Consider the following 21,891-nt stretch of genomic DNA (forward strand, 5'->3'; position numbering starts at 1 on the left):
GATTGCTTTGCGCTACTGTTAACGCAACAGACAACGAGGAGCACAAGATGAAAATTATCCGCAGCGGTTCATTACCTTCAGCACAGGGGCCGGAAGCCTGGTTCACCGGCACCGTCCGCATTGACGCGCCCTTTCAGGCGACCGAACCTGCCCGCGTCGGCGGGGCAACCGTGACCTTTGAGCCTGGCGCGAGAACGGCGTGGCATACGCATCCCCTGGGGCAAACGCTGATTGTGACGCAGGGGCGCGGCTGGCTACAGGAGTGGGGCAAAGCGGCGGAAGTGCTGAACCAGGGCGATATCGCCTGGATCCCACCCGGCGTGAAGCACTGGCACGGGGCAAGCGCGCAAACGGCGATGACGCACATCGCCATCGCCGAATCGGAAAACGGCAGCCCGGTAGCGTGGCTGGAAAAAGTCACCGACGAGCAGTACCCGAACGGCTAACCGCCAAACACGGCAATCGCCTGCTTAAGGCGCGTCGTGCGCTCCGTCAGCTGATTCGCGGCGTGGGTGACGTTATCCACCATCCCCGTATTGGTGTGGGTCATGGCGCCGATACGGGAGATGGACGCGTTGATGAGCGTTAGCGCCTGGGTTTGCTCCTGCGTGGCGTGACCGATCTCCTTAATAAGGGAGGAGACCTGCAGAACGTTTTCGATCATCACCGTCAGCTGCGTTTCGGTCTGTTCCACTTTCTCCACGCCCGCGTTGACGCTGGCAACGTTTTTCTCAATCAGCGCTTTGATCTCTTTCGCCGCGGTCGCCGAGTGCTGCGCTAGATTGCGCACCTCCGCCGCCACCACGGCAAACCCGCGGCCGGCCTCACCGGCGCGCGCCGCTTCAACGGCAGCATTCAGCGCAAGAATATTGGTCTGGAAGGCAATACGATCGATAACGCTGATGATATCGACAATCTGGCTGTTATCCTGCGACACGGACTGCATCATGCCGATGGTTTCTTTCATCATCGCTTCACCGCAGCGGGCGCTGGCGCGGGTGCGATCCGCCATCTCCGTGGCCTCTTTCGCGGTTTCCGCCGTCTGCTTCACCGCGCTGGCGATCTCTTCCACCGCAGAAGCGGTTTGCTGCAGAAAGTCTGCGCTCTCTTCGGAGCGCGTCTGCAGCGCTGCACCTTCTTTCGCGACCTGCTGGCTGATGGTGCCAATCCCGCTGATTTGCGCCCCGACGTCGTCTACCAGCGAATTCAGGTTTAAACCGGACTGATTCACCAGGCGCATCATCAGCCCGATGTCATCGATCCTGTCAAAATGGTAATAGGCCGTTTTACGCCCTGAAACCACGCGCTGCATCTGTTGCACGATGGATTTTAATGGCCGGGCGATCTGCGCGTGTAGATAACAGGCGAGGGCAATAAACAGCAGCACCAGACTTCCGGCCTGAACGCGACTATCAGGGAATAAATATATCGCCAGGCAGGAGAGTAACGCAGTTACTGCAATACCGAGGTAGATTCGTTTGCCGGTGCTGAGACGTTTAAAGAGTGACATAAAGGAAAATAAACCGCGCCGAATTAACAGCCCTTTATAAAAACGATGATGTTTTAATTCATTATTACGCACTTTCGCATACAGTTTTTCACTGGCCGCAATCTCTTCCCGGGAGGGAATATTCCGCACGGAAATATAGCCCGTGAGGGTTTCATCCTGCCAGACCGGGGTCACGTTTGCCCGCACCCAGTAATGGTCGCCATTCTGACGACGATTCTTCACCATCCCCGTCCAGGTCTCACCCTGCTGCAGGGTAAACCACATGTCGCCGAACGCCCCGGCAGGCATGTCAGGATGGCGGATGAGGTTATGCGGTTCACCCAGAAGATGTTCTTCTTTATATCCGCTGGCTTCAATAAAAGCGGAATTGGCATAGGTAATATGACTTTCTGTATCGGTGGTCGACATTAGCGTTGAACCATCGTTAAGCAAATACTCGTTTTGTGTAACGGGAGTGTTACGCCTCATGAGGAACTCCATAATAATGTGCAAGAATAAAAACACCCGGAAAACGCTCAGGTAAGATTAATGTAATTATTTTTATAACTGTCCACCGTCTATTCTCTCTGAAATTAATATTATTCGAAATAGCCCCGTTAATTATTTTTATAGGGTTAATTCCATCGAATGTAATAAAAATGAAAATATCTCCAGGCGCGTTTTTTTGAACCGCTGTAAATAAATGACCTAAGCCAAACTGAAAGAGGGAGATCGCCTCCCAGGGAAAATTGTCCTGCTGAAATAGCGTTTCGTTAACAGGATGAAAACGTTATTATTTAGTCAGTTTTCGTTAACGGGGTGAGGCTTAAGTGAAAATTAACGTCATCGGAACCAGCGGGAGTGGAAAAAGCACCCTGGCGAAGCAGATAGCGGCCGAACTGGCGATTCCCTATATCGAGATGGACAGGCTCTACTGGCTCCCTGACTGGCAGGGAAGCCCGGACGATCTCTTTGAGGAAAAGCTGGAGCAGGCGCTACGGGCGTCGCCAGACTGGGTGCTTGACGGTAACTATAACCGCACTCGGCCCATTAAATGGCGTAACGTCGACGTTGTGGTGTGGGTAGATTACGGGTTTGTCCGCACACTCTGGCAGGCCGTCATCAGGGCCATCAAACGGGCCTGGCACAAGCACGAACTCTGGCCCGGCACGGGGAACAAAGAGAGTTTTCGGCGCGCGTTCTTCAGCAGAGAGTCCATTATCATCTGGACGATGAAAACCTGGCGCAACAACCGCACGCGTTATGCAGCCGATCTGCAAGATCCGCGCTACGCGCACATTCGCTTTGTCCGCATTACCCGTCGCGAGCAGGCGGAAACGCTGATTGCCTCCCTAAAGGCTTATTCTTAGCATGGTTTTATATATCTGATTTCCGGCAAACCAAATGTAAATTAATTGTTTCTCAGTGGTGAAATGCGCCTTTAATAATGTCGACATGTTAAGTCAAACGAGAACGCAACATGTCATGGCGAATCAGCATTCTGGATAAAAGCCCCATCGCTGAAAATGAAACGGCTGCCGATGCACTGGCGCGTACCCTTGCGCTGGCGCAGCAGGCAGAAAATCTGGGCTATCACCGCTTCTGGATTGCCGAACACCACAATACCCCACAGCTTGCCAGCCCCTCGCCGGAGCTGCTGATTGCCTGGATCCTCGGGCAAACCGCGCGGATTCGCGTCGGCTCCGGCGGCGTGATGCTTCAGCACTACAGCCCATATAAAGTTGCCGAGAATTTCAACGTTCTTGCCGCGCTGGCGCCGGGCCGCGTGGATCTCGGCGTCGGAAAAGCCCCCGGCGGCTTGCCGCTCTCGACCCGCGCGCTGCAGCAGGGTCTGAATCAACAGGAAAAGGGCAGCTTTGCCGAACAGCTGGCCCAGCTCGATCGCTGGATCCGTCCTGAACATCAGTCAACAGAAGAAGCCGTTCTTGCCACGCCGCTGCCGCCGTCTCCCGCGCAGGGTTTCCTGCTGGGGGCGAGCACCGAAAGCGCGCTGCTGGCCGCCCGGCTTGACTGGCACTTTGTCTTCGCCGCGCACCTGAACGGCGATCCGGACCTGCTGCGTGAGGTAATCGCCACCTGGCGTGAAAACAGCACTCGCGAGGCGATTGTGGCGGTGCAGGCGATTGTCGCGTCGACGCAGGCCGAAGCGGAAGCGCTGGCGCAGAAGGTGGAAGTGTGGGGCGTTGAGCTGGCCAACGGACAGCGCGTCACCGTCGCCAGCGAAGAGCAGGCTTACGCGTTTGCGCGCCAGGCGGGAAGTGAACCGGTGCGCATTGCGCGTCGGGCGCAATCTCTGCTGGCGGGTACGGCGGAATTCGTGCTCGAACACCTGAACGCCCTCCATGAAACGTGGGGCATTGACGAATTTATTATTGATACCCCGATTGCAAATGGCGCCACGCGCGTGGCGTCCCTGCGCCTGCTGGCCGAGGCGCGTCTTAACAGGGAGGTTACCGTATGAGCTTTGGCGAACAGCTGATTGCCTGGCGGCGCGAGCTGCACCAAAACCCGGAGCTGTCGGGCCAGGAAGTGGAAACCACCGCGCGCCTGCGCCAGTGGCTGACAAACGCGGGCATTGCGCCGCTGCCTTACGAACTGCCGACCGGGCTGGTGGCGGAAATCGGCACCGGCAGCAGGCTGATTGCGCTGCGGGCAGATATCGATGCCCTGCCGATTGAAGAGCGCAGCGGCGTGCCGTTTAGCTCTCAGCACGCTGGCGTCATGCACGCCTGCGGACATGATATCCACACCAGCGTGATCCTCGGCGCGGCGCTAAAGCTGAAAGAGCGGGAGGCCTCGCTTAACGGCCGGGTGCGTATTCTGTTCCAGCCCGCGGAAGAGAACTTTGGCGGTGCGAAGAGCATGGTGCGGGCCGGTGCCCTGCGCGACGTGAGCGCGATTTTCGGTATGCATAACGAGCCCGGACTGCCGGTCGGCGAGTTCGCCACCCGCGGCGGGCCGTTCTATGCCAACGTCGACCGCTTCGTGATCCGCATTACCGGCAAGGGCGCGCACGCCGCACGTCCGCACGAAGGCAACGACGCTATCGTGCTGGCGAGCCAGCTGGTGACGGCGCTGCAAAGCGTTGCCAGCCGCAACGTCAATACGCTGGATTCGGTAGTGCTGAGCGTCACGCGCATCGCCGGCGGCAACACCTGGAACGTGCTGCCGGAAAGCGTCGAGCTGGAAGGCACGCTGCGCACCCATCGCACGGAAGTGCAGCAGAACGTGAAGGCCCGCGTGGGCGAAATTGCCGCCGGGTTTGCCAGCGCCTTTAGCGCGCAGATCGATATCACCTGGTATGCCGGGCCCACCGCGCTGGTCAATGACGAACGCTGGGCAGACTTCGCCACCTCGGTTGCCCGGGAAGCCGGTTATGAAACCCGGCACGCGGAGCTGCACATGGGCGGGGAAGATTTCGCGGTCTATTTGCAGTCCATTCCCGGCGCGTTTGTCAGCATTGGCAGCAACAGCCCGTTTGGTTTACACCACCCGGCGTTTAACCCGGACGAAGCATTAATTGAGCCCGCTGCCCGCTATTTTGCACAGCTTGCGGAAAAAGCCCTGCAACACGTTTAATTCAGAAGAGGTGAATATGTCTGCACATCGTCAACTGCGGCTCGGGACCATTTTGCATGGTGCATCCGGGAATATGTCCGCCTGGCGTCACCCGGCGGCCGTCGCCGATGCCAGCATCAATTTTGATTTCGTCAAAGCGACGGTGTTAAAGGCGGAAGAGGGCAAACTCGATTTCTTATTCGTTGCCGACGGCCTTTATATTAACGAAAAGTCGATCCCGCATTTTTTAAACCGGTTTGAACCGCTGACGGTGTTATCCGCGCTCGCCAGCATCACCTCGCGCCTGGGGCTGGTGGGAACCTTATCCACCTCCTACAGCGAGCCCTTTACCACGGCGCGTCAGTTCGCCAGCCTCGACCATCTGAGCAACGGCCGCGCGGGCTGGAACGTGGTAACCTCACCGCTGGAAGGGTCGGCGAAGAACTTTTCCCGCGAAAAGCACCCGGAACACGCGCTGCGCTACCGGATCGCCGATGAGTATCTCGACGTGGTGAAAGGGCTGTGGGATTCCTGGGAAGGCGATGCGTTCGTACGCAATAAAGAGAGCGGGCAATTCTTTGACGCGTCAAAGCTTCACACCCTGGATCACCACGGTGATTTCTTCCAGGTCGCCGGGCCGCTGAATATTGGCCGTACTCCGCAGGGGCGTCCGATCGTTTTCCAGGCCGGCGCGTCGGATGACGGGAAAAAGCTGGCGGCGAAACATGCCGACGCCATTTTTACCCATCACGAAACCGTCGAGGAAGCGAAGGCGTTTTATCGCGACGTGAAGCAGCAGCTGGAAACGCACGGCCGCCGCGCCTCTGATTTACATATTTTCCAGGGCGTCAGCGTTATTGTCGGCAACGATGCCGACGATGTGGAAAACCAGTATCAAACCACGGCGGCGCTGGTGTCGATTAACGATGCCCTTAATTACCTCGGGCGTTATTTCGAACATCATGATTTCAGCCAGTATCCGCTCGACGAACCGTTCCCGGATATCGGCGACTTAGGCAAAAACAGCTTCCGCAGCACCACCGATGAAATCAAGCGTAACGCCCGCGAGCGCAGCCTAACCCTGCGTCAGGTGGCGCTGGAAGCCGCTTCGCCGCGCCCGCGCTTTTCCGGTACGCCAGAAGAGGTTGCGGACGGACTGCAGGCCTGGTTCGAAGGCTATGCCGCAGACGGCTTTATCATTCAGGGCGGTACGCCGGACACCTTCCCGCGCTTTGTTGACCAGGTGGTGCCCGTGTTACAGGCCCGCGGCCTGTTCCGCACCGACTATCCGGGCACCACGCTGCGCGAAAGCTTAGGCCTGGACGAGCCGAAAAACGCCTTCACACAACAATAAAAGAGAACACCGCTATGCAGAAAACATCGCTTATTCTGGCGCTCGCGCTGGCCTTTACCCCTGCCGTCTGGGCAGAGAATGTGAATATTAACGGCACCGGCGTGAGCATTGAGGCCAATAAAACGCCGATCAACACCGCCAAAAACGGCGATGCCATTGCCCAGCTGCCGAAAGACTATCGCTTTGCCGTACCGGGGAAATTTACCGTGGCGGTGGCCGCGCTTAACTCGCCGCCGCTGACGGTTTTCTCCGATGACAACAAAACGCTGTTGGGAAGCGAGGTCGACGTTGCGCGTCTGGTGGCGGACAGCCTTGGGCTGGAGCTGAACGTGGTGCCGACCTCCTGGGAAGACTGGCCGCTGGGCGTGGCCTCCGGGAAATACGATGCGGCCATCAGCAATATTACCGTCACCAAAGAACGCAAACAGAAGTTTGATTTTGCCACCTACCGGAAGGACTCCCTTGGGTTCTACGTGAAATCCACCAGCCCAATTACCTCGCTTCAGAAGGCGGAAGACATCGCCGGGCTGCGGATTATCGTGGGGTCCGGCACGAATCAGGAAGCCATTCTGCTGGCATGGAATGCTGAAAACCTGAAGAAGGGGCTGAAACCCTTTACCCCGATCTACACCAAAGACGATGCGGCACAAACCCTGGCGCTGCAGTCCGGGCGCGCGGACGCCTACTTTGGTCCGAACGTGATCGGCGCGTGGAAAGCCGCGCTGACGGGTAAAACCAAGCTGGTCGGCAGCGTCGACGGCGGCTGGCCGAAGGCGGCGCACATCGCGGTAACGCTGAAAAAAGGCAGCGGCCTGGTCGAGCCGGTACAAACCGCGCTGAACGGTGCCATCAAAAGCGGCGATTACGACAAGGTGCTGAACCGCTGGGGTGAGGGCGTTGAGCGCATCCCGAGTTCAGAAGTGAACCCGGCTGGCCTGGGTGATTAAGGAGGCGCGATGAGCGAACAATTTCGTGATGTTTCGCCGGAAAACGCCGAACTCCAGCCCATTATCGAGGGGTTGTTCGGTGAATACGCGGCTCGTTACGGGGACTACTTCTCTAAGGACGCAGAAGTCGAGCTGACGGAATGGTATCTGGCGCCGCAGGGGCTGTTTATCGTCCTGGAGCGCGATGGTGAAATCATCGCCACCGGCGCCTACAAGCCCTTTGACGAGCGGACCGCAGAGATTAAACGTATCTGGACCAACAAATCCCTGCGTCAGCAGGGACTTGCCGGGCGCGTGGTGCAGGAGCTGGAGCGCAGGGCGGTGCTGGCAGGGTATAGCCAGATCTACCTGACAACCGGTTTTCGCCAGCCGGAGGCGGTCAGGCTCTATATCAGCCAGGGCTACCAGCCGCAGTTCGATCTGAACCGGGATCCGGAAGAGTATAGCCAGCCGCCGTTTGACGGCCGGCTGCGATTCACCAAAACGCTGGTACGCGAAGCGTTCAGTCAAACCGCATGAGGAACGACGATGAGCAACGTTGAAACCATTAAGGTGGTCCCGGCGCGATATCCGCTGCGGGCCGTCGGCGCCGCGGTGGCGCTGTTTGTCCTGGCGGTCGTCATTCAGTCCGTGGCCTTTAACCCGCGCTGGGAGTGGGCGGTATTCGCCCGCTGGTTCTTTGACCCGGTGATCCTCGAAGGCGTCGGCCAAACCCTGCTGCTGACGCTGATCGGCACCGCGCTTAGCGTGGTGATTGGCGGCATGCTGGCCCTGGCGAGACTCTCTTCGTCCTGGCTGCTGAGCAGCCTGGCGTGGGCCTACATCTGGCTGTTCCGCTCGCTGCCGCTGATCGTGGTGCTGATCATTCTCTACAACTTTTCCTATCTCTACGACACGCTCTCTCTCGGCGTGCCGTTCACCGGCATCACCTGGGGCAGCTTTGAAACCATCAACGTGCTGGGGCAGTTCTCCACCGCCGTGGTAGGACTCACCCTGGTGCAGAGCGCCTACACCGCCGAGATCATTCGCGGCGGATTCCTCGGCGTCGACCACGGGCAATATGAAGCGGCCGCCGCGCTCGGCCTGCCGGCCTGGCGCCGCACGGTGCGCATTATTTTGCCGCAGGCGCTGCGCACCATTCTCCCTTCGGGATTCAATGAGATCATCAGCCTCGCCAAGGGCACGGCGATGGTCTACGTCCTGGCGATGCCGGAGCTGTTTTATACCATCCAGATGATCTACAACCGTACGCAGGAGGTGATCCCGCTGTTGATGGTCGGGGCCGCCTGGTACCTGGTGATTACCACCGTCTTGTCCGCTATCCAGTACGGTGTTGAACGCGCGCTCGCCCGCAGCGAACGCCGCTCTGCCGTTAATCAGAACCGCGCCACCCGTCGCAGCCGTTCTGTCACCACCGCACCAGCACAGGAGCCCGTCCATGCAAGCCTCTCCTGAAGGACACATTTCGATTACCGGCGTCAGCAAGTACTTTGGTCGCCATAAGGCGCTCGACAACGTCACGCTTGAGATCCCGCCCGGATCCGTGACGGTGATCCTCGGGCCGTCCGGTTCGGGCAAATCGACGCTGCTGCGCACCATTAACCACCTGGAGCGCGTCGACGAAGGCTTTATCCAGATAGACGGCGATTACATTGGCTATCGCCGTCAGGGCGACAGGCTCTACGAGCTGAAAGAGAAGGAGATCCTCAAGCAGCGCGTCAACGTGGGCTATGTGTTCCAGAACTTCAACCTCTTTCCGCACCTCACGGTGCTGGAAAACCTGATAGAGGCGCCGGTCGCGCATAAAAAGCTCAGCAAAAAAGAGGCGGTGGAAAGGGCGTTTAGCCTGCTGGACGTGGTTGGGCTGCGGGATAAAGCGGACGCCTGGTCCCGCCATCTTTCCGGCGGTCAGCAGCAGCGCATTGCCATTGCCCGCGCGCTGGCGCTGCGCCCGCGCGTGATGCTGTTTGATGAACCCACCTCGGCGCTGGATCCGGAGCTGGTGGGGGAAGTGCTGGACGTGATCAAAAAGCTGGCCCGGTCCGGCACCACGCTGGTGGTGGTCACCCACGAGATCGGCTTTGCCCGGGAGGTGGCGGATCAGGTGGTGTTTATGGTCGACGGAAAAATCGTGGAGCAGGGCAGCAGTGACGAGGTGCTGAATCATCCGTCGCACCCGCGAACGCGCCAGTTTCTCTCCAAAGTCTTATAAGGAGCGCCAATGAAATACGGACTTCTGGCGGGGCTGATTTTTTCAGCCGCCAGCCACGCCAGCATTGATTTAAAAGCCAACGAGCAGCCGCTGCCGGTGACGGTCGATCCGCAGGCGGTGGCGAAGATCCCCGCGAATTACCGGTTCGTTGAACCGGGGACGCTGACGGTCGCCATTTCGGCACTGAACTCCCCGCCGCTGGCGCTGCTGGCCAGCGATAACCGGACGCGGATTGGCAGCGACCCGGATATCGCTCGCCTGCTGGCGGGCAGCCTGGGGCTGAAGCTGAAGCTGGTGCCGACGGCGTGGGAAGACTGGCCGCTGGGGATCGCCTCCGGGCGCTACGACGTGGCGCTGGTTAACATTGCGGTGACCGAACAGCGTAAAGAGAAGTTCGATTTTGCAACCTACCGCGTCGATTCGCTGGCGTTTTCGGTGAAATCCACCAGCGAGGTGCAGTCCATTAAAAACGCGGAAGATCTGGCGGGGAAAAAGGTGATTGTCGGCTCTGGTACTAATCAGGAACGTATCCTGCTGGGCTGGAACGAAGAGAACCAAAAGGCAGGGCGGGCGCCTGCGCTGCCGGTCTATCTCCACGACGATGCCTCGGGCAATCTCTATATTCAGTCCGGCAGGGCGGACGTGTTCTTCGGGCCGCAGTCGGTCTCGGCCTATAAAGCAGCGCTCACCGGCAAGACACGCGTGGTCGGTTTAGGGCCGAAAAAAGCCTATGTCGCCACCACCACCAAAAAAGGCAATGAGCTGGTGTACGCGCTGCAGGCCGCGCTGAACGGTGCGATTACGCGCGGAGATTACCAGAAGGTGCTGGCGCGCTGGGGCGAGCAGGGCGAAGCGGTAGCACAGTCGGAGGTCAACCCGCCTGGGATAACCTACTAATGGTGCTCTACACTTAGGGTTTTCATCCCTCACCCTCAGGGGGCAACATGATTAAACTCTATGGCGTACGCGGCTGGGGCTCGGCAATCAGTGAAGTGATGCTAACCCTGGCTGATATCCCTTATCAATTTATCAACGTGGACGGGTTTGACCAGCCCGGTCCGCAGCGTGAGCTGCTGCACAAGCTGAACCCGCTGTGCCAGGTGCCGACGCTGGAGCTGGAAAATGGCGCCGTCATGACCGAAACGGCGGCGATTGCCCTGATGGTGCTCGACAGGTGTCCCGATCTCGCCCCGCCCGTAGGGCAGGCCGAACGCCAGCAGTTTCAGCGTTTGCTCATCTGGTTTGTGGCGAACGTCTATCCCACGTTTACGTATGCCGACTATCCCGAACGCTGGGTGCCGGACGCGCCGGAGCAGCTGCAGAAAAACTGCATCGAGTACCGGAAATCCCTCTATTTGTGGTTCGAAGATCGGCTCAGCGCGGCCCCGTTTGCGCTGGGTGAACGGCTGACGCTGCTGGACGTGTATATCGCGGTGGTGCGCACCTGGGGACCCCGACACGCCTGGTTTGCGGCCAATACGCCGAAACTAACGGCCATCGCGGATACCGTATGCCAGCTGCCGGAACTGCACAAGGTGTTAAAGGCCAACGATATTATCTGATAACGTGGAGCCCTGACTCACAACTGGAAGCCTGCATATGCCACACGTAGATATCAAATGTTTTCCCCGTGATTTGAACGACGAACAAAAAACCGCCCTGGCGGCGGATATTGCCGAGGTGATTATTCGCCATTTCAACAGCAAAGACAGTTCCGTGTCGGTGGCGTTGAACCAGGTGAATCAGGAGGACTGGAAAGCGCAGGTCTGGGATACCGAAATAGGACCGAAGCTGGACGAGCTGATTAAGAAGCCCGGCTACTCCATGTAAGATCTTGTGCCGGGGAGCGGATCCGTTCTTCCCCGGCTTTCCCCGCCTGTCATCCCGCTTTTCGCAAAAATCGATAAAAATGAGTTTTGTCTTATCCGCTACACTTTACGTTTCTGACTGACATTTCATAAATCCTTAGGAAAGATCTTCAACAGAATCAGTTAAGGACAGACACGTTAAAGGATAATTTTCTGATGACAAAATTACCGCGGTTTTCCCTCGCCTTTCTTCACCCCCGCTACTGGCTCAGCTGGGCCGGCATTGCCGCGCTGTGGCTCATCATGCTGCTGCCTTATCCGCTGCTGTTCCGAATCGGTCACGGCCTGGGGCGGCTGGCGATGCGCCTGCTCCCTCGGCGCGTCGAGATTGCCCGCCGCAACCTTGAGCTTTGCTTTCCTGAGATGAATGAGAATGAACGCGAGACGTTGCTGCAGCGTAATTTTGAGTCGGTAGGAATGGGTGTCATCGAAACCGGGATGGCATGGTTCTGGCCGGCGTGGCGGGTGCAGAAATGCTACACCGTGGTGGGCTATGAGCACATGGAAAAGGCGCGGGCGAAAGGCAATGGCGTGGTGCTCGTGGGCATGCATTTCCTCACCCTTGAGCTGGGCGCGCGGATCTTTGGCATGCTTAACCCCGGCATTGGGGTGTATCGTCCTAACAATAACGCGCTGCTGGACTGGCTGCAGACGCGCGGGCGCCTGCGTTCCAATAAAACCATGCTCGATCGCCATGATTTAAAAGGCATGATTCGCTCGCTGAAGCAGAATGAAATTTTGTGGTACGCCCCGGACCATGACTATGGCAAAACAAATAGCGTCTTCGTGCCGTTTTTTGCGGTGCCGAATGCCGCCACGACGGCGGGCAGCTATATGCTGGTCAAAAGCGCGCGGCCTGCCGTCATTCCCTTCGTGCCGCGGCGCAGGGCGGACGGCTCAGGTTACGAACTGATTATTCTGGAGGATATTGGTGAAGCGCTGCAGGGGGGAGATAAAGAATCCGTGGCGACGCAGATGAACAGGGCGATTGAGCACGCGGTACGGATGGCGCCAGAGCAGTATATGTGGCTGCACCGTCGCTTCAAAACGCGTCCTGAAGGCCAGCCTGACCGGTATGCCCGCCGTAAACCGGCGGCATCGCGGGTTGATATTCTGTCCGTCGACGATTTTTCCGACCGCTCGGGCGTACAGCACTAAAACAGCACCAGGGCCCTCACCGCGCGGTGAGGGCATGACCGATCCTACAGCGCGGAGCGGCGGTAAGGCGCATAGTCCGCCTGCCACCATGTCTTCTCGATGCGCGCCATCAACGTCTCATCATCTATCGTCGGGGCAACGCCCTGGGCAATTGCGGCCTGTGCCACGGCAACGGCTATCTGGCGTGACACCGTTTCAATACAATCAACCGGCGGCAGCAAACCCCCTTTTTCCGTGGTAACCAGCGGAGACTGCGCCGCCAGGCTGCGGCTTGCTGCCATCAGCATCTCTTCGGTTACCCGGCGCGCGTTGCTGGCCAGAACCCCTAATCCCAGCCCCGGGAAAATATAGGCATTGTTACACTGGGCGATGTCGTACTGCGCGTCCTGCCAGAAGACCGGGGCAAACGGGCTGCCGGTAGCCACCAGCGCGGCGCCCTGAGTCCAGGCGATAAGATCCTGCGGCTGAGCCTCCGCCCGTGACGTCGGGTTCGAAAGCGGCATGATAATCGGGCGCGGGCAGTGGCGATGCATCTCTTTGACAATCTCTTCGCTGAACAGCCCCGGCTGGCCCGAAACGCCAATCATCACCGTTGGGTGCGCGTTCTTCACTACGTCCAGCAGGGAAATATTCTTCGCCTCTACCTGCCAGCGGCTAATGGCGTCGCGCGCGGTGAGCAGGTTTTTCTGGAAATCGAGCAGGTTGGTCATGTCGTCGGTCAGCAGGCCGAAGCGATCGACCATAAAGATCCTGCTGCGGGCTTCGGACTCGGTCAGGCCGTCATCCACCATCAGCGCCACAATTTTTTCTGCTATACCGCATCCGGCGGAACCGCTGCCCAGGAAGACCACGCGCTGGTCGCGAATGCGCGTGCCCGCGGCATGGGCCGCCGCAATCAGCGTACCTGCGGTAACGGCTGCCGTTCCCTGAATGTCATCATTGAAGCAGCACAGCTGGTCGCGGTAGCGCTGGAGCAGTCTGGTGGCGTTTTTCTGGGCAAAGTCTTCAAATTGCAGAAGAACGTTGGGCCAGCGCGCCTTGACGGTGCTGACAAACATATCCATAAACTCGGCGTATTGATCGTCGCTGATGCGCGGATGACGCCAGCCCATGTACATCGGGTCGTCCAGATGCTGCTGATTGTTGGTGCCGACGTCCAGCATGATCGGGAGGGTATAGGCCGGATGGATCCCCCCGCAGGCGGTATACAGCGACAGCTTGCCAATCGGGATGCCCATTCCGCCGATACCCTGATCGCCAAGCCCTAAAATACGCTCCCCGTCCGTCACCACAATCACGCGAATGTCGTTGCGCGAGAAGCTTTGCAGCATCTCATCAATACGATGGCGGTTAGGCCATGAAATAAATAACCCGCGCGCGCGGCGATAAATCGTCGAGAAATGCTCGCAGGCTTCACCCACGGTCGGGGTATAGATAATTGGCAGCGTCTCTTTCAGATGCAAACGCAGGAGATTATAAAAGAGGGTTTCATTGGTATCCTGAATATTGCGCAGATAAACATGACGGGAAATATCGCTTTTAAAATGGCAGAACTGCACCCAGGCACGTTCGGTTTGTTCTTCAATGGTTTCAACGTTGTGCGGCAATAGCCCATGCAGGTTAAAATTATCCCGCTCTTCTTTAATGAAGGCGAGCCCTTTATTTAATAACGGGTTCTCCAGCAGTACGGCTCCGTTATAGGGCGTATACAGCACTTCTTTGCGAGACATGGTTAACTCCTGATTATTTAAAAGGCGAGTAAAAACAGCGTCTTTAATGATTTTAAAGACACGGTATTTGTGTGATTGATTGTGGGGTAATTTAGCGCCTGGCTAGCGGAGCAGGAGTGATAAAGTTCACATTCTTTCTGGTTTTATTAATTTCAAAAAGGAATGCATTGATCGCCGCGAATAACTTTAGTTACATAATGATGAATTAAATTATTTAAAAGGAAAGAGTTGTTGTGTTCACATTTCTCTTCGGGAGTACATGTTAATTTCACTCTGAGCCTGTTTTTAGAAAAGGCCGCATAATTCATTATTTATATTTAAAAATATTTATTTTGTCAGGAATAGTTTCCAGCCTATTCCTTTCTCTGTATATCCGAACACAATTTTCAGGTGATTATATGAAAGATAATCCTGTACCGACTTCTGCGCTGCCGACCTCGCGTTTCGCCTTTGGGCTCAATACCGAGGTTGGCGCGGTCCCGCTGATGCTGTTTGTCGGGATTGCAGCCATTGTGGCGACGTCCGCCTGGGCAGGGCTGCTGCCGAAAAATATGATTGGCGGACTGGCGGTCATCATGACCCTCGGCTTCGCATTTGCCAAAGTAGGGCGTCAAATCCCCCTGTTGAAAGACATCGGCGGCCCGGCGATCCTGTGCCTGATGGTGCCCTCCGTGCTGGTCTATTTTGGCGTATTTGACAAACATACCCTTGATACGGTGCATCTGCTGATGAAAGAGGCGAATCTGCTCTATTTCGTCATCGCCTGCCTGGTGGTCGGCAGCATTCTGGGGATGAACCGGGTGCTGCTGATCCAGGGGATGATGCGCATGTTTGTTCCGCTGGTGGCAGGGACATTCATGGCCGTGCTGAGCGGGCTCATTGTGGGTTCGCTGTTTGGCTATACGCCTTACCACACGTTCTTCTTTATCATCGTTCCGATTATTGGCGGCGGGATTGGCGAGGGGATTTTGCCCCTGTCCCTGGCCTATTCGGCAATACTGGGACACACGCCAGACGTCTACGTTGCGCAGCTGGCACCCGCTGCGGTCGTCGGGAACATCTTCGCCATTATTTGCGCCGGTTCGCTGGCGCGTCTCGGGGCAAAACGTCCCGCGCTTACGGGTAACGGCATGCTCACCCGGAGCAAAGAGGACGCCAGCCTGTTTGCCGGGGCGCAAAGCGCTCAACAGACGGATTTCCATCTGATGGGGGGCGGGTTGCTGATGGTATGCGCGTTTTTCATCGTCGGAGGATTGTTTGAAAAACTGGTCCACATTCCCGGCCCGGTGCTGATGATCCTGATTGCCGTCCTGTGTAAGTACTTCAGGGTGATCCCGGCCTCCATGGAGCTGGGGGCGCACAGCTGCTATAAATTCGTCTCGGCCGCGCTTGTCTGGCCGCTAATGATCGGCCTCGGGATGTTATACGTGCCGCTCGAGAGCGTGGTGTCGGTCTTCTCTGTGGGGTATGTGGTGGTGTGCGGCTCGGTCGTGATTGCGATGGCGCTCAGCGGCTACTTTATTGCCTCGCGTCTTAATATGTATCCCGTGGAAGCGGCCATTGTGACCTGCTGCCACAGCGGTCTGGGCGGGACAGGGGACGTGGCTATTTTGTCGGCCTCTAACCGGATGTCGCTCATGCCGTTTGCGCAGATTGCCACCCGCATCGGCGGCGCGTCGACGGTGATTTTCGCCACGCTGCTGATGGGATGGATTATGGCGCACTGATCCGAAACGTCAGGATGCTGAATCGCAACGACATTTTCAGGATGCCGCTGCGGTTCAGTCCTTTATAAATATCACCGCGCTGTATAGAATTACCGCATCCACAGCGACGGGATACCACACGATGACCGGAAGAGTTGATTATCAGATTGAAAAATATCTCCTTACCGAAGCCGCCGAGCCGGAGCGCCTGACGCGCCAGTGGGCAGAGGTGATGGAGGAGTGTCGTGAGCAACAGTCCGGTGCAGAGGAGCGGCTGCGTCTCGCATTGCTTAATGTGGATTACGTCACCAGCTTCGAGCTGCCCTTCAGGCTACTCCTTACCCGTGCACCCCAGCTAATAGACGTTGTCAGAAAAGAGCTTCAGCTCAGTCAGAAAAATGTTCTGTTCAACGGCAAGCGCTTTGGCTGCGTCTATAGCCTTAAAAGGGATCTCGACGGAATACCTGACGAATTTACCTATCAACTTAAAACGCGTATCCAGCGCAGTGACGCGACAGGATGCAGTGAAGTGCCTTACCGGCAAATTGCCCAGCAGGTTAAAGCCCCGAAGGAACGTCTCAAGCTGGCGCTGGAAAACGGACTGTCGGTGACGGCACTCGACGGGCTTTTCTGGTTTGGCATTCAGCGCATCGCGGCCGATGTGCAAAGATTACGCAAGACAGGGATGAGGATCGTGACGTCCGACGCCGAGGTGTTTGATACGCTCACCAAAACAACCCGGCGGATCCCGGTCTATCGCCTGGAAGGGACTGAAATTATTTAACCTGCAGCAGTATCTTCATCAGCCCGGGAAAACGGGTATCCAGATCCTCTCTGCGCAACGAAATCATGTTCTCCCGCCCCTGCGGGCGCTGCCATATAACGCCGCTGTCGCGCAGTACGCGCCAGTGGTGTGTCATTGTCGATTTCACTACATCCTCCGGGCGCAGCGCGTTGCAGCTGAGTTCGCTGCCGTCGGCCAGCCGGCGAATAATCGACAGCCGGAGCGGGTTGCCGAGGGCAAACAGCACATTTTCCAGCAGTATTTGTTCAGTTTCGGGATGGTTAGGGATCATCGTTTTCCTGCGTGTGGTGTCAGATTGAGCTATATCAACAATAGGTCAACCACTAAAAAATAGTTCGATAATACTCGTACAATAGGACTATTATAGCAAACGAACGAATACGCGACCATCCCGGTCGTCACAAACAGGTCATAGAGACTTAAGGAAATATCATGCCCCGACCCATCCCTCTCGAACGTTATCGCAACATCGGTATCTCCGCGCATATCGATGCCGGTAAAACAACCACCACCGAGCGTATCCTGTTTTACACCGGGATGAGCCACAAGCTGGGTGAAGTACACGATGGCGCGGCAACAACCGACTGGATGGCGCAGGAGCAAGAGCGCGGAATCACCATTACGTCCGCAGCCGTCAGCTGCTTCTGGCCGGGTATGGACAGAGGGTTTGAACCGCACCGGATCAACATCATCGACACCCCGGGGCACGTGGATTTCACCATTGAGGTGGAGCGCTCCATGCGCGTTCTCGACGGTGCCGTGATGGTGTACGACTCCGTGGGCGGCGTTCAGCCTCAGTCCGAAACCGTCTGGCGTCAGGCGAATAAGTATCACGTGCCGCGTCTGGCCTTCGTCAACAAAATGGACCGTCCGGGCGCCGATTTCTTCCGCGTGGTGCGGATGATGCAGGAGCGCCTGAAGGCGAATCCGGTACCGATTGTGATTCCGGTTGGCGCGGAAGAGCATTTCACCGGCGTGGTGGATCTCATCAAGATGCGCACCATTCTGTGGGACGATGCCACCCAGGGCATGGTGTTCACCTATGCGCCCGTGCCGGATGACTTAGTGAAAACCGCTCAGGAATGGCGGGAAAAAATGGTCTCTGCGGCGGCGGAAGCCAGCGACGATCTGATGGATAAATACCTGGAAACGGGCGATCTGGACGAAGCGGAAATTATCAGGGGGCTGCGTATTCGCACCATCTCGGGTGAAATCCAGCCGATGCTGTGCGGCAGCGCGTTTAAAAACAAGGGCGTGCAGCGCATGCTCGATGCGGTCATTGAGCTGATGCCGTCGCCGCTGGACGTGCCGGCGATTGACGGCGTGGATGAAAAAGGGCAGCACGCGGAACGTCACCCCAGCGATGACGAACCGTTCTCCGCGCTGGCGTTTAAGCTGATGAGCGACCCGTACGTCGGGCAGCTGACCTTTATCCGCGTTTACTCTGGCGTGCTGCGCAAAGGCGACGCGGTGTATAACCCGGTGAAAGGGAAGAAAGAGCGTATCGGGCGTATCGTGCTGATGCATGCCAACGATCGCCACGAGGTGGACGAGCTGCGCGCCGGGGATATCGCGGCCTGTGTTGGGCTGAAAGATGTGACCACGGGTGACACCTTAACCGACCCGAACGCGGTGATCACGCTTGAGCGGATGGAGTTCCCTGATCCGGTTATCTCGCTGGCGATCGAGCCGAAAACGAAAGGCGATCAGGAGAAAATGGGGATCGCGCTGCAGCGTCTGGCGGCGGAAGATCCGTCTTTCCGTCTGCACACTGACGAAGAGTCCGGCCAGACCATTATCTCCGGGATGGGTGAGTTACACCTGGAGATTATCGTCGACCGCATGAAGCGTGAGTTTGGCGTCGAGGCGAACATTGGTCGTCCGCAGGTGACCTACCGAGAAACCTTGCGTAAAGCGGTGAAGGATATCGAAGGCAAATTTGTCCGTCAGTCCGGCGGTAAAGGGCAGTACGGTCACGTGGTGCTGAGCCTTGAGCCGACCGAACCCGGCAGCGGCTTTACGTTTGAAGATGCCACCAAGGGCGGCGTGGTGCCGCGCGAGTATATCCCGTCCGTTGAGAAAGGGCTGCGTGAAGCCATGAACAGCGGCGTTCTGGCGGGGTATCCGGTTGTCGATGTCAAAGCGACTCTGACGTTTGGCTCGTATCACGAGGTCGACTCCTCGGAGATGGCGTTCCGCATGGCGGCGATCCTCGGCTTTAAAGAGGGCGCTCGCAGGGCGGATCCGGCGATTCTTGAGCCAGTCATGCACGTGGAGGTGGAAACACCAGAGGAGTACGCCGGCAACATTATGGGCGATCTCTCCTCCCGCCGTGGCATGGTGCAGGGGATGGAAGAGCAGTACGGAAGCCAGATTATTCGTGCTGATGTGCCGCTAGCCGAGATGTTTGGTTACGCCACGACTTTGCGCTCGATGTCCCAGGGACGCGCGACGTACACGATGGAGTTCCATCATTTTGCTGAAGCTCCGCGAAATGTTGCGGATGAGATTATTGCGCGGCGTGCGAAGTAGTTAATTAATTGCACACGGTAGCCGCTGGGCTACCGTGTGCTTTTTACGCTGGTACAGGCGGCTTTCATATCACGTTATCACTTAATCAGCGTGGCCGATCGAACTTTCCATTTCCCTTTTTCCTCAACGAGACAATCGGCAACAACGTGATCCTGCTTTTTACCAAACGCGATATACACGTTTGTGCAAACGGCATCAAAATCAGAATGCAACACTGTTATCCGATCCCAGTCCTCATTCCAGTCCTGCGATTTAATAAACATATCCGCATCGGGCATGTCTTTTTCGTTACTGTCGCCAGAGTACATCTCTTTAATTGCTGCGATAGTTTCTGAAGTAACGTAGTCACTCATGCTGTCCGGATTGAGGACTGGCGATTTGTCCTGATTCAACTGCGCGATATACCATTGATTGAATTTAAGCGCCGCCATCCCCGGTGGATAGATGCTATCAGCGACGGCGAACGGAGACAGGGCGAAAAGAAAAAAGAAGAGTGCTTTCATTAGTCATGCCTGAAGAGTTCGTAATGGGGTTGTATGCTTCGGTAAGCCTGCCCTGGGTACAAGTTGCGTTGTACAAAATAGCTGATCCACTGCTGGCCATCGTAGATGCAAACGTGTCCGCTATCGTGGCCCACAATATTCTGGATAACGGCTACGTCGCCTGCATGCGGTTGATCATATACCAGGCGGAAGCCAGCGTTGACTAATGTCAGCCCCATGTCTTTTGCAAGACGCGTATTAGGGATTTTTAATCTTCCTCCGGCTCTTATTGCTTCGGTGACGTAGTGAGCACAATAGCCTGTGCTCTTCGATTGGGCGTGCGATCTGGCATATGAGATTGCGCCATCTTTATTCCATGACATCGATATTTCCTTAATGAAAATTGCTAATGCAGCAGACCCAGAAATATCCTCCCTTTTACTTCGTCATGGTAAACATAAAATGTCATGGAAAATATTTATATTTCAGAAGGATATGATTGACGAAATCAATCCAGCGCCTTCACCATCTTCCCACTCGCCACAAACGTCCCGGCGCCAAGATGATGCAGCGTATTCAGCTTATCACCGTCAAACTGCCAGCGTCCGGCGACAAACGCGCGTTCATCTGCTGCCGCTGATACCACTTCGCCAAACAGCGTATCGTACTTTTCTGCCGCTGATGTAGCGGGTAATAATCGACACTCCATCCACGCCAAACATTTTTCTTCAATGACCGGCAGGCCGAGTTCGGGGCCGTTTACGACCGGGATCCCGTAGCAGTTGAATTTGTCTTCATCGCGCCCGCTGACGCTACCCACCGCGTAAGTCCAGTTGGCCGCCGCCACGCCGGGGATGACGATGCCAAACTTTCCGCTGCGTTCTATCAGTTCGCGCGACCAGGCGCTTTTATCCACCACAATGGCAATACGCGGCGGTTCAAATTCGACGGGCATTGACCATGCGGCGGCCATCACGTTGCGTCTATCCAGGGTTTCATCCCGGCTGGTAATTAGCACGGTAGGGCCGTGGTTCAGCAGGCGGCTGGCATGACGTAATTCAACAGGGCGAAAGTGGCTCATAGGTTCTCCTCATAAATAATCGAGTATGCAGAAAAAGCACGGAAATCAAAGTGAACGCGTAAAATTAGTTTATAAACAAAACATCACTTTTAAAGGAAACTGATGCATGTCTCCCTTTCTGACTGCCTATTTTGCTCGCATCGGCTGGAAGCAACCGGCTTCTGCTGATATCGACACCCTGCGCACGCTGCACTTACATCACAACTGCGCGATCCCGTTTGAGAATATCGATGTTGTCCTGCCGCGCGAAATTCATCTTGAAGACCCGTGTCTGGTCGACAAACTGGTGACCGCCCGTCGCGGGGGATACTGCTTTGAGCAAAACGGCCTGTTCGAGCGCGTCTTGCGCGAAGTCGGGTTTACGGTGCGCAGCGTGCTTGGGCGCGTGGTATTGGCTAATCCGCCGCAAATGCCGCCGCGCACGCACCGACTGCTGCTGGTGGAGCTGAACGGCGAGCGCTGGATTGCCGACGTTGGGTTTGGTGGCCAGACGCTGACGGCGCCAATTCGCCTGCTTGCCAACGAAGAACAGGAGACGCCGCACGGGCTTTATCGTCTGCTGAGCGAGGGGAATGACTGGGTGCTGCAGTTCCGTCACCACGAGCACTGGCAGTCGATGTACCACTTTGACCTGACGACGCAGTATTTCAGCGATTACGTGATGGGGAATTTCTGGTCGGCGCACTGGCCGCAGTCGCATTTCCGCCATCATCTGCTGATGTGCCGCCATCTGCCGGACGGCGGTAAGCTGACGCTGACCAACTTTAACTTTACCCACTGGCAGAAGGGCCATGTAGAGGAGCAGATCCATCTTCCCGACGCTGCGGCGCTGTATCAGCTGATGCAGGAACGCTTTGGGCTGGGCGTTGACGATCCGAAGCACGGTTTTTCACTGGCAGAACTGACGGCGGTCATGGCGGGGTTTGATACTCACGGGAAATAACCTGG

Annotated in this window: 21 protein-coding genes and 1 pseudogene; 16 read left to right on the forward strand and 6 right to left on the reverse strand. The window is 56.8% G+C overall.

Translation table 11 applies throughout. The features are described 5' to 3' along the window. Positions 1-47 precede the first annotated feature (47 nt). Positions 48-446 (forward strand): (R)-mandelonitrile lyase, encoded by a 399-nt coding sequence (locus ABR39_RS19955; protein WP_047348357.1) that lies wholly within the window; start codon positions 48-50, stop codon positions 444-446. Here ABR39_RS19955 and ABR39_RS19960 read toward each other — a convergent pair. Further along, entirely contained in the window at positions 443-1,978 is a 1,536-nt protein-coding gene (locus ABR39_RS19960; protein ID WP_047348358.1) for a methyl-accepting chemotaxis protein, read from the reverse strand. The two genes, ABR39_RS19955 and ABR39_RS19960, sit on opposite strands and share 4 nt — an antisense overlap. Positions 1,979-2,319: 341 nt before the next feature. Between ABR39_RS19960 and ABR39_RS19965 the strand changes: the two genes are divergently transcribed. The 11 genes and pseudogenes from ABR39_RS19965 to ABR39_RS20020 all read left to right on the forward strand — a co-directional run bounded on the left by ABR39_RS19965 (position 2,320) and on the right by ABR39_RS20020 (position 12,607). Then, a complete protein-coding gene (locus ABR39_RS19965) occupies positions 2,320-2,859 on the forward strand; it encodes an AAA family ATPase (RefSeq protein WP_047348359.1) in 540 nt (179 codons plus the stop codon). Positions 2,860-2,969: 110 nt separating this feature from the next. Then, positions 2,970-3,971 (forward strand): LLM class flavin-dependent oxidoreductase, encoded by a 1,002-nt coding sequence (locus tag ABR39_RS19970; protein WP_047348360.1) that lies wholly within the window; start codon positions 2,970-2,972, stop codon positions 3,969-3,971. Further along, positions 3,968-5,089: an amidohydrolase gene (locus ABR39_RS19975; protein ID WP_047348361.1), complete on the forward strand. Its 1,122-nt coding sequence runs from the start codon at positions 3,968-3,970 to the stop codon at positions 5,087-5,089. The genes ABR39_RS19970 and ABR39_RS19975 overlap by 4 nt, the downstream gene beginning before the upstream one ends. Positions 5,090-5,105: 16 nt before the next feature. Then, positions 5,106-7,369: pseudogene (locus tag ABR39_RS26285) on the forward strand (NtaA/DmoA family FMN-dependent monooxygenase). A gap of 9 nt (positions 7,370-7,378) precedes the next feature. Beyond that, the gene (locus ABR39_RS19990; protein WP_047348364.1) at positions 7,379-7,888 is read left to right on the forward strand and encodes a GNAT family N-acetyltransferase; all 510 of its coding nucleotides are present in this window, start codon (positions 7,379-7,381) and stop codon (positions 7,886-7,888) included. A gap of 9 nt (positions 7,889-7,897) precedes the next feature. After that, a complete protein-coding gene (locus ABR39_RS19995; RefSeq protein WP_047348365.1) occupies positions 7,898-8,824 on the forward strand; it encodes an amino acid ABC transporter permease in 927 nt (308 codons plus the stop codon). Continuing rightward, positions 8,808-9,581: an amino acid ABC transporter ATP-binding protein gene (locus ABR39_RS20000; protein WP_047348366.1), complete on the forward strand. Its 774-nt coding sequence runs from the start codon at positions 8,808-8,810 to the stop codon at positions 9,579-9,581. Before ABR39_RS19995 ends, ABR39_RS20000 begins: the two co-directional genes overlap by 17 nt. Positions 9,582-9,590: 9 nt before the next feature. After that, on the forward strand, positions 9,591-10,478 hold the full coding sequence (locus ABR39_RS20005) for a transporter substrate-binding domain-containing protein (RefSeq protein WP_047348367.1): 888 nt from the start codon (positions 9,591-9,593) through the stop codon (positions 10,476-10,478). Between the two features lie 47 nt (positions 10,479-10,525). Further along, entirely contained in the window at positions 10,526-11,143 is a 618-nt protein-coding gene (locus ABR39_RS20010; RefSeq protein WP_047348368.1) for a glutathione S-transferase family protein, read from the forward strand. 37 nt (positions 11,144-11,180) lie between these two features. After that, positions 11,181-11,411, forward strand: coding sequence for a tautomerase PptA (gene pptA, locus ABR39_RS20015; protein ID WP_047348369.1), 231 nt, complete (start codon positions 11,181-11,183; stop codon positions 11,409-11,411). Between the two features lie 194 nt (positions 11,412-11,605). Further along, on the forward strand, positions 11,606-12,607 hold the full coding sequence (locus tag ABR39_RS20020; RefSeq protein ID WP_047348370.1) for a Kdo(2)-lipid IV(A) acyltransferase: 1,002 nt from the start codon (positions 11,606-11,608) through the stop codon (positions 12,605-12,607). Positions 12,608-12,651: 44 nt separating this feature from the next. Here ABR39_RS20020 and ABR39_RS20025 read toward each other — a convergent pair whose 3' ends face one another. Then, positions 12,652-14,337 carry an NAD-dependent malic enzyme gene (locus ABR39_RS20025; protein WP_047348371.1) on the reverse strand — a complete coding sequence of 562 codons (1,686 nt, stop codon included), beginning with the start codon at positions 14,335-14,337 and terminating at the stop codon, positions 12,652-12,654. A gap of 398 nt (positions 14,338-14,735) precedes the next feature. On the opposite strand from ABR39_RS20025, the gene ABR39_RS20030 reads away from it, so the two are divergent. Both ABR39_RS20030 and ABR39_RS20035 read left to right on the forward strand, forming a co-directional pair. Continuing rightward, positions 14,736-16,064 carry a 2-hydroxycarboxylate transporter family protein gene (locus ABR39_RS20030; RefSeq protein WP_047348372.1) on the forward strand — a complete coding sequence of 443 codons (1,329 nt, stop codon included), beginning with the start codon at positions 14,736-14,738 and terminating at the stop codon, positions 16,062-16,064. Between the two features lie 121 nt (positions 16,065-16,185). After that, positions 16,186-16,827: a helix-turn-helix domain-containing protein gene (locus ABR39_RS20035; protein ID WP_047348373.1), complete on the forward strand. Its 642-nt coding sequence runs from the start codon at positions 16,186-16,188 to the stop codon at positions 16,825-16,827. Here the strand turns inward: ABR39_RS20035 and ABR39_RS20040 are convergent. Beyond that, positions 16,820-17,119, reverse strand: coding sequence for an ArsR/SmtB family transcription factor (locus tag ABR39_RS20040; RefSeq protein WP_047348374.1), 300 nt, complete (start codon positions 17,117-17,119; stop codon positions 16,820-16,822). The genes ABR39_RS20035 and ABR39_RS20040 overlap by 8 nt on opposite strands. Before the next feature lie 161 nt (positions 17,120-17,280). Here ABR39_RS20040 and fusA point away from each other — a divergent pair, with 161 nt between their 5' ends. Continuing rightward, positions 17,281-19,380, forward strand: a complete 2,100-nt coding sequence (fusA, locus tag ABR39_RS20045; protein WP_047348375.1) for an elongation factor G — start codon at positions 17,281-17,283, stop codon at positions 19,378-19,380. A 77-nt stretch (positions 19,381-19,457) separates the two neighbouring features. Here the strand turns inward: fusA and ABR39_RS20050 are convergent, their stop codons facing one another. The 3 genes from ABR39_RS20050 to ABR39_RS20060 form a co-directional block, all read right to left on the reverse strand. After that, positions 19,458-19,883, reverse strand: coding sequence for a DUF3828 domain-containing protein (locus ABR39_RS20050; RefSeq protein ID WP_047348376.1), 426 nt, complete (start codon positions 19,881-19,883; stop codon positions 19,458-19,460). Beyond that, on the reverse strand, positions 19,883-20,245 hold the full coding sequence (locus ABR39_RS25145) for a CHAP domain-containing protein (RefSeq protein ID WP_072059267.1): 363 nt from the start codon (positions 20,243-20,245) through the stop codon (positions 19,883-19,885). The genes ABR39_RS20050 and ABR39_RS25145 overlap by 1 nt, the downstream gene beginning before the upstream one ends. Before the next feature lie 125 nt (positions 20,246-20,370). Then, complete coding sequence (locus tag ABR39_RS20060) at positions 20,371-20,943, reverse strand: flavin reductase family protein (protein WP_047348378.1); 573 nt, start codon at positions 20,941-20,943, stop codon at positions 20,371-20,373. A 106-nt stretch (positions 20,944-21,049) separates the two neighbouring features. Between ABR39_RS20060 and nhoA the strand changes: the two genes are divergently transcribed. Continuing rightward, on the forward strand, positions 21,050-21,886 hold the full coding sequence (gene nhoA, locus ABR39_RS20065; RefSeq protein WP_047348379.1) for an N-hydroxyarylamine O-acetyltransferase: 837 nt from the start codon (positions 21,050-21,052) through the stop codon (positions 21,884-21,886). Positions 21,887-21,891 lie beyond the last annotated feature (5 nt).

Origin of the sequence: Enterobacter genomosp. O, assembly GCF_001022965.1 — a bacterium.
GTDB lineage: Bacteria > Pseudomonadota > Gammaproteobacteria > Enterobacterales > Enterobacteriaceae > Enterobacter > Enterobacter cloacae_L.

What these genes read in the sequence shown, in the direction of transcription:
- ABR39_RS19955 (WP_047348357.1), top strand. Translation starts at nt 48, where the DNA reads ATGAAAATTATCCGCAGCGGTTCATTACCTTCAGCACAGGGGCCGGAA.
- ABR39_RS19960 (WP_047348358.1), bottom strand. Translation starts at nt 1,978, where the DNA reads ATGAGGCGTAACACTCCCGTTACACAAAACGAGTATTTGCTTAACGAT.
- ABR39_RS19970 (WP_047348360.1), top strand. Translation starts at nt 2,970, where the DNA reads ATGTCATGGCGAATCAGCATTCTGGATAAAAGCCCCATCGCTGAAAAT.
- ABR39_RS19975 (WP_047348361.1), top strand. Translation starts at nt 3,968, where the DNA reads ATGAGCTTTGGCGAACAGCTGATTGCCTGGCGGCGCGAGCTGCACCAA.
- ABR39_RS19990 (WP_047348364.1), top strand. Translation starts at nt 7,379, where the DNA reads ATGAGCGAACAATTTCGTGATGTTTCGCCGGAAAACGCCGAACTCCAG.
- ABR39_RS19995 (WP_047348365.1), top strand. Translation starts at nt 7,898, where the DNA reads ATGAGCAACGTTGAAACCATTAAGGTGGTCCCGGCGCGATATCCGCTG.
- ABR39_RS20000 (WP_047348366.1), top strand. Translation starts at nt 8,808, where the DNA reads ATGCAAGCCTCTCCTGAAGGACACATTTCGATTACCGGCGTCAGCAAG.
- ABR39_RS20005 (WP_047348367.1), top strand. Translation starts at nt 9,591, where the DNA reads ATGAAATACGGACTTCTGGCGGGGCTGATTTTTTCAGCCGCCAGCCAC.
- ABR39_RS20010 (WP_047348368.1), top strand. Translation starts at nt 10,526, where the DNA reads ATGATTAAACTCTATGGCGTACGCGGCTGGGGCTCGGCAATCAGTGAA.
- pptA (WP_047348369.1), top strand. Translation starts at nt 11,181, where the DNA reads ATGCCACACGTAGATATCAAATGTTTTCCCCGTGATTTGAACGACGAA.
- ABR39_RS20020 (WP_047348370.1), top strand. Translation starts at nt 11,606, where the DNA reads ATGACAAAATTACCGCGGTTTTCCCTCGCCTTTCTTCACCCCCGCTAC.
- ABR39_RS20025 (WP_047348371.1), bottom strand. Translation starts at nt 14,337, where the DNA reads ATGTCTCGCAAAGAAGTGCTGTATACGCCCTATAACGGAGCCGTACTG.
- ABR39_RS20030 (WP_047348372.1), top strand. Translation starts at nt 14,736, where the DNA reads ATGAAAGATAATCCTGTACCGACTTCTGCGCTGCCGACCTCGCGTTTC.
- ABR39_RS20035 (WP_047348373.1), top strand. Translation starts at nt 16,186, where the DNA reads ATGACCGGAAGAGTTGATTATCAGATTGAAAAATATCTCCTTACCGAA.
- ABR39_RS20040 (WP_047348374.1), bottom strand. Translation starts at nt 17,119, where the DNA reads ATGATCCCTAACCATCCCGAAACTGAACAAATACTGCTGGAAAATGTG.
- fusA (WP_047348375.1), top strand. Translation starts at nt 17,281, where the DNA reads ATGCCCCGACCCATCCCTCTCGAACGTTATCGCAACATCGGTATCTCC.
- ABR39_RS20050 (WP_047348376.1), bottom strand. Translation starts at nt 19,883, where the DNA reads ATGAAAGCACTCTTCTTTTTTCTTTTCGCCCTGTCTCCGTTCGCCGTC.
- ABR39_RS25145 (WP_072059267.1), bottom strand. Translation starts at nt 20,245, where the DNA reads ATGTCATGGAATAAAGATGGCGCAATCTCATATGCCAGATCGCACGCC.
- ABR39_RS20060 (WP_047348378.1), bottom strand. Translation starts at nt 20,943, where the DNA reads ATGAGCCACTTTCGCCCTGTTGAATTACGTCATGCCAGCCGCCTGCTG.
- nhoA (WP_047348379.1), top strand. Translation starts at nt 21,050, where the DNA reads ATGTCTCCCTTTCTGACTGCCTATTTTGCTCGCATCGGCTGGAAGCAA.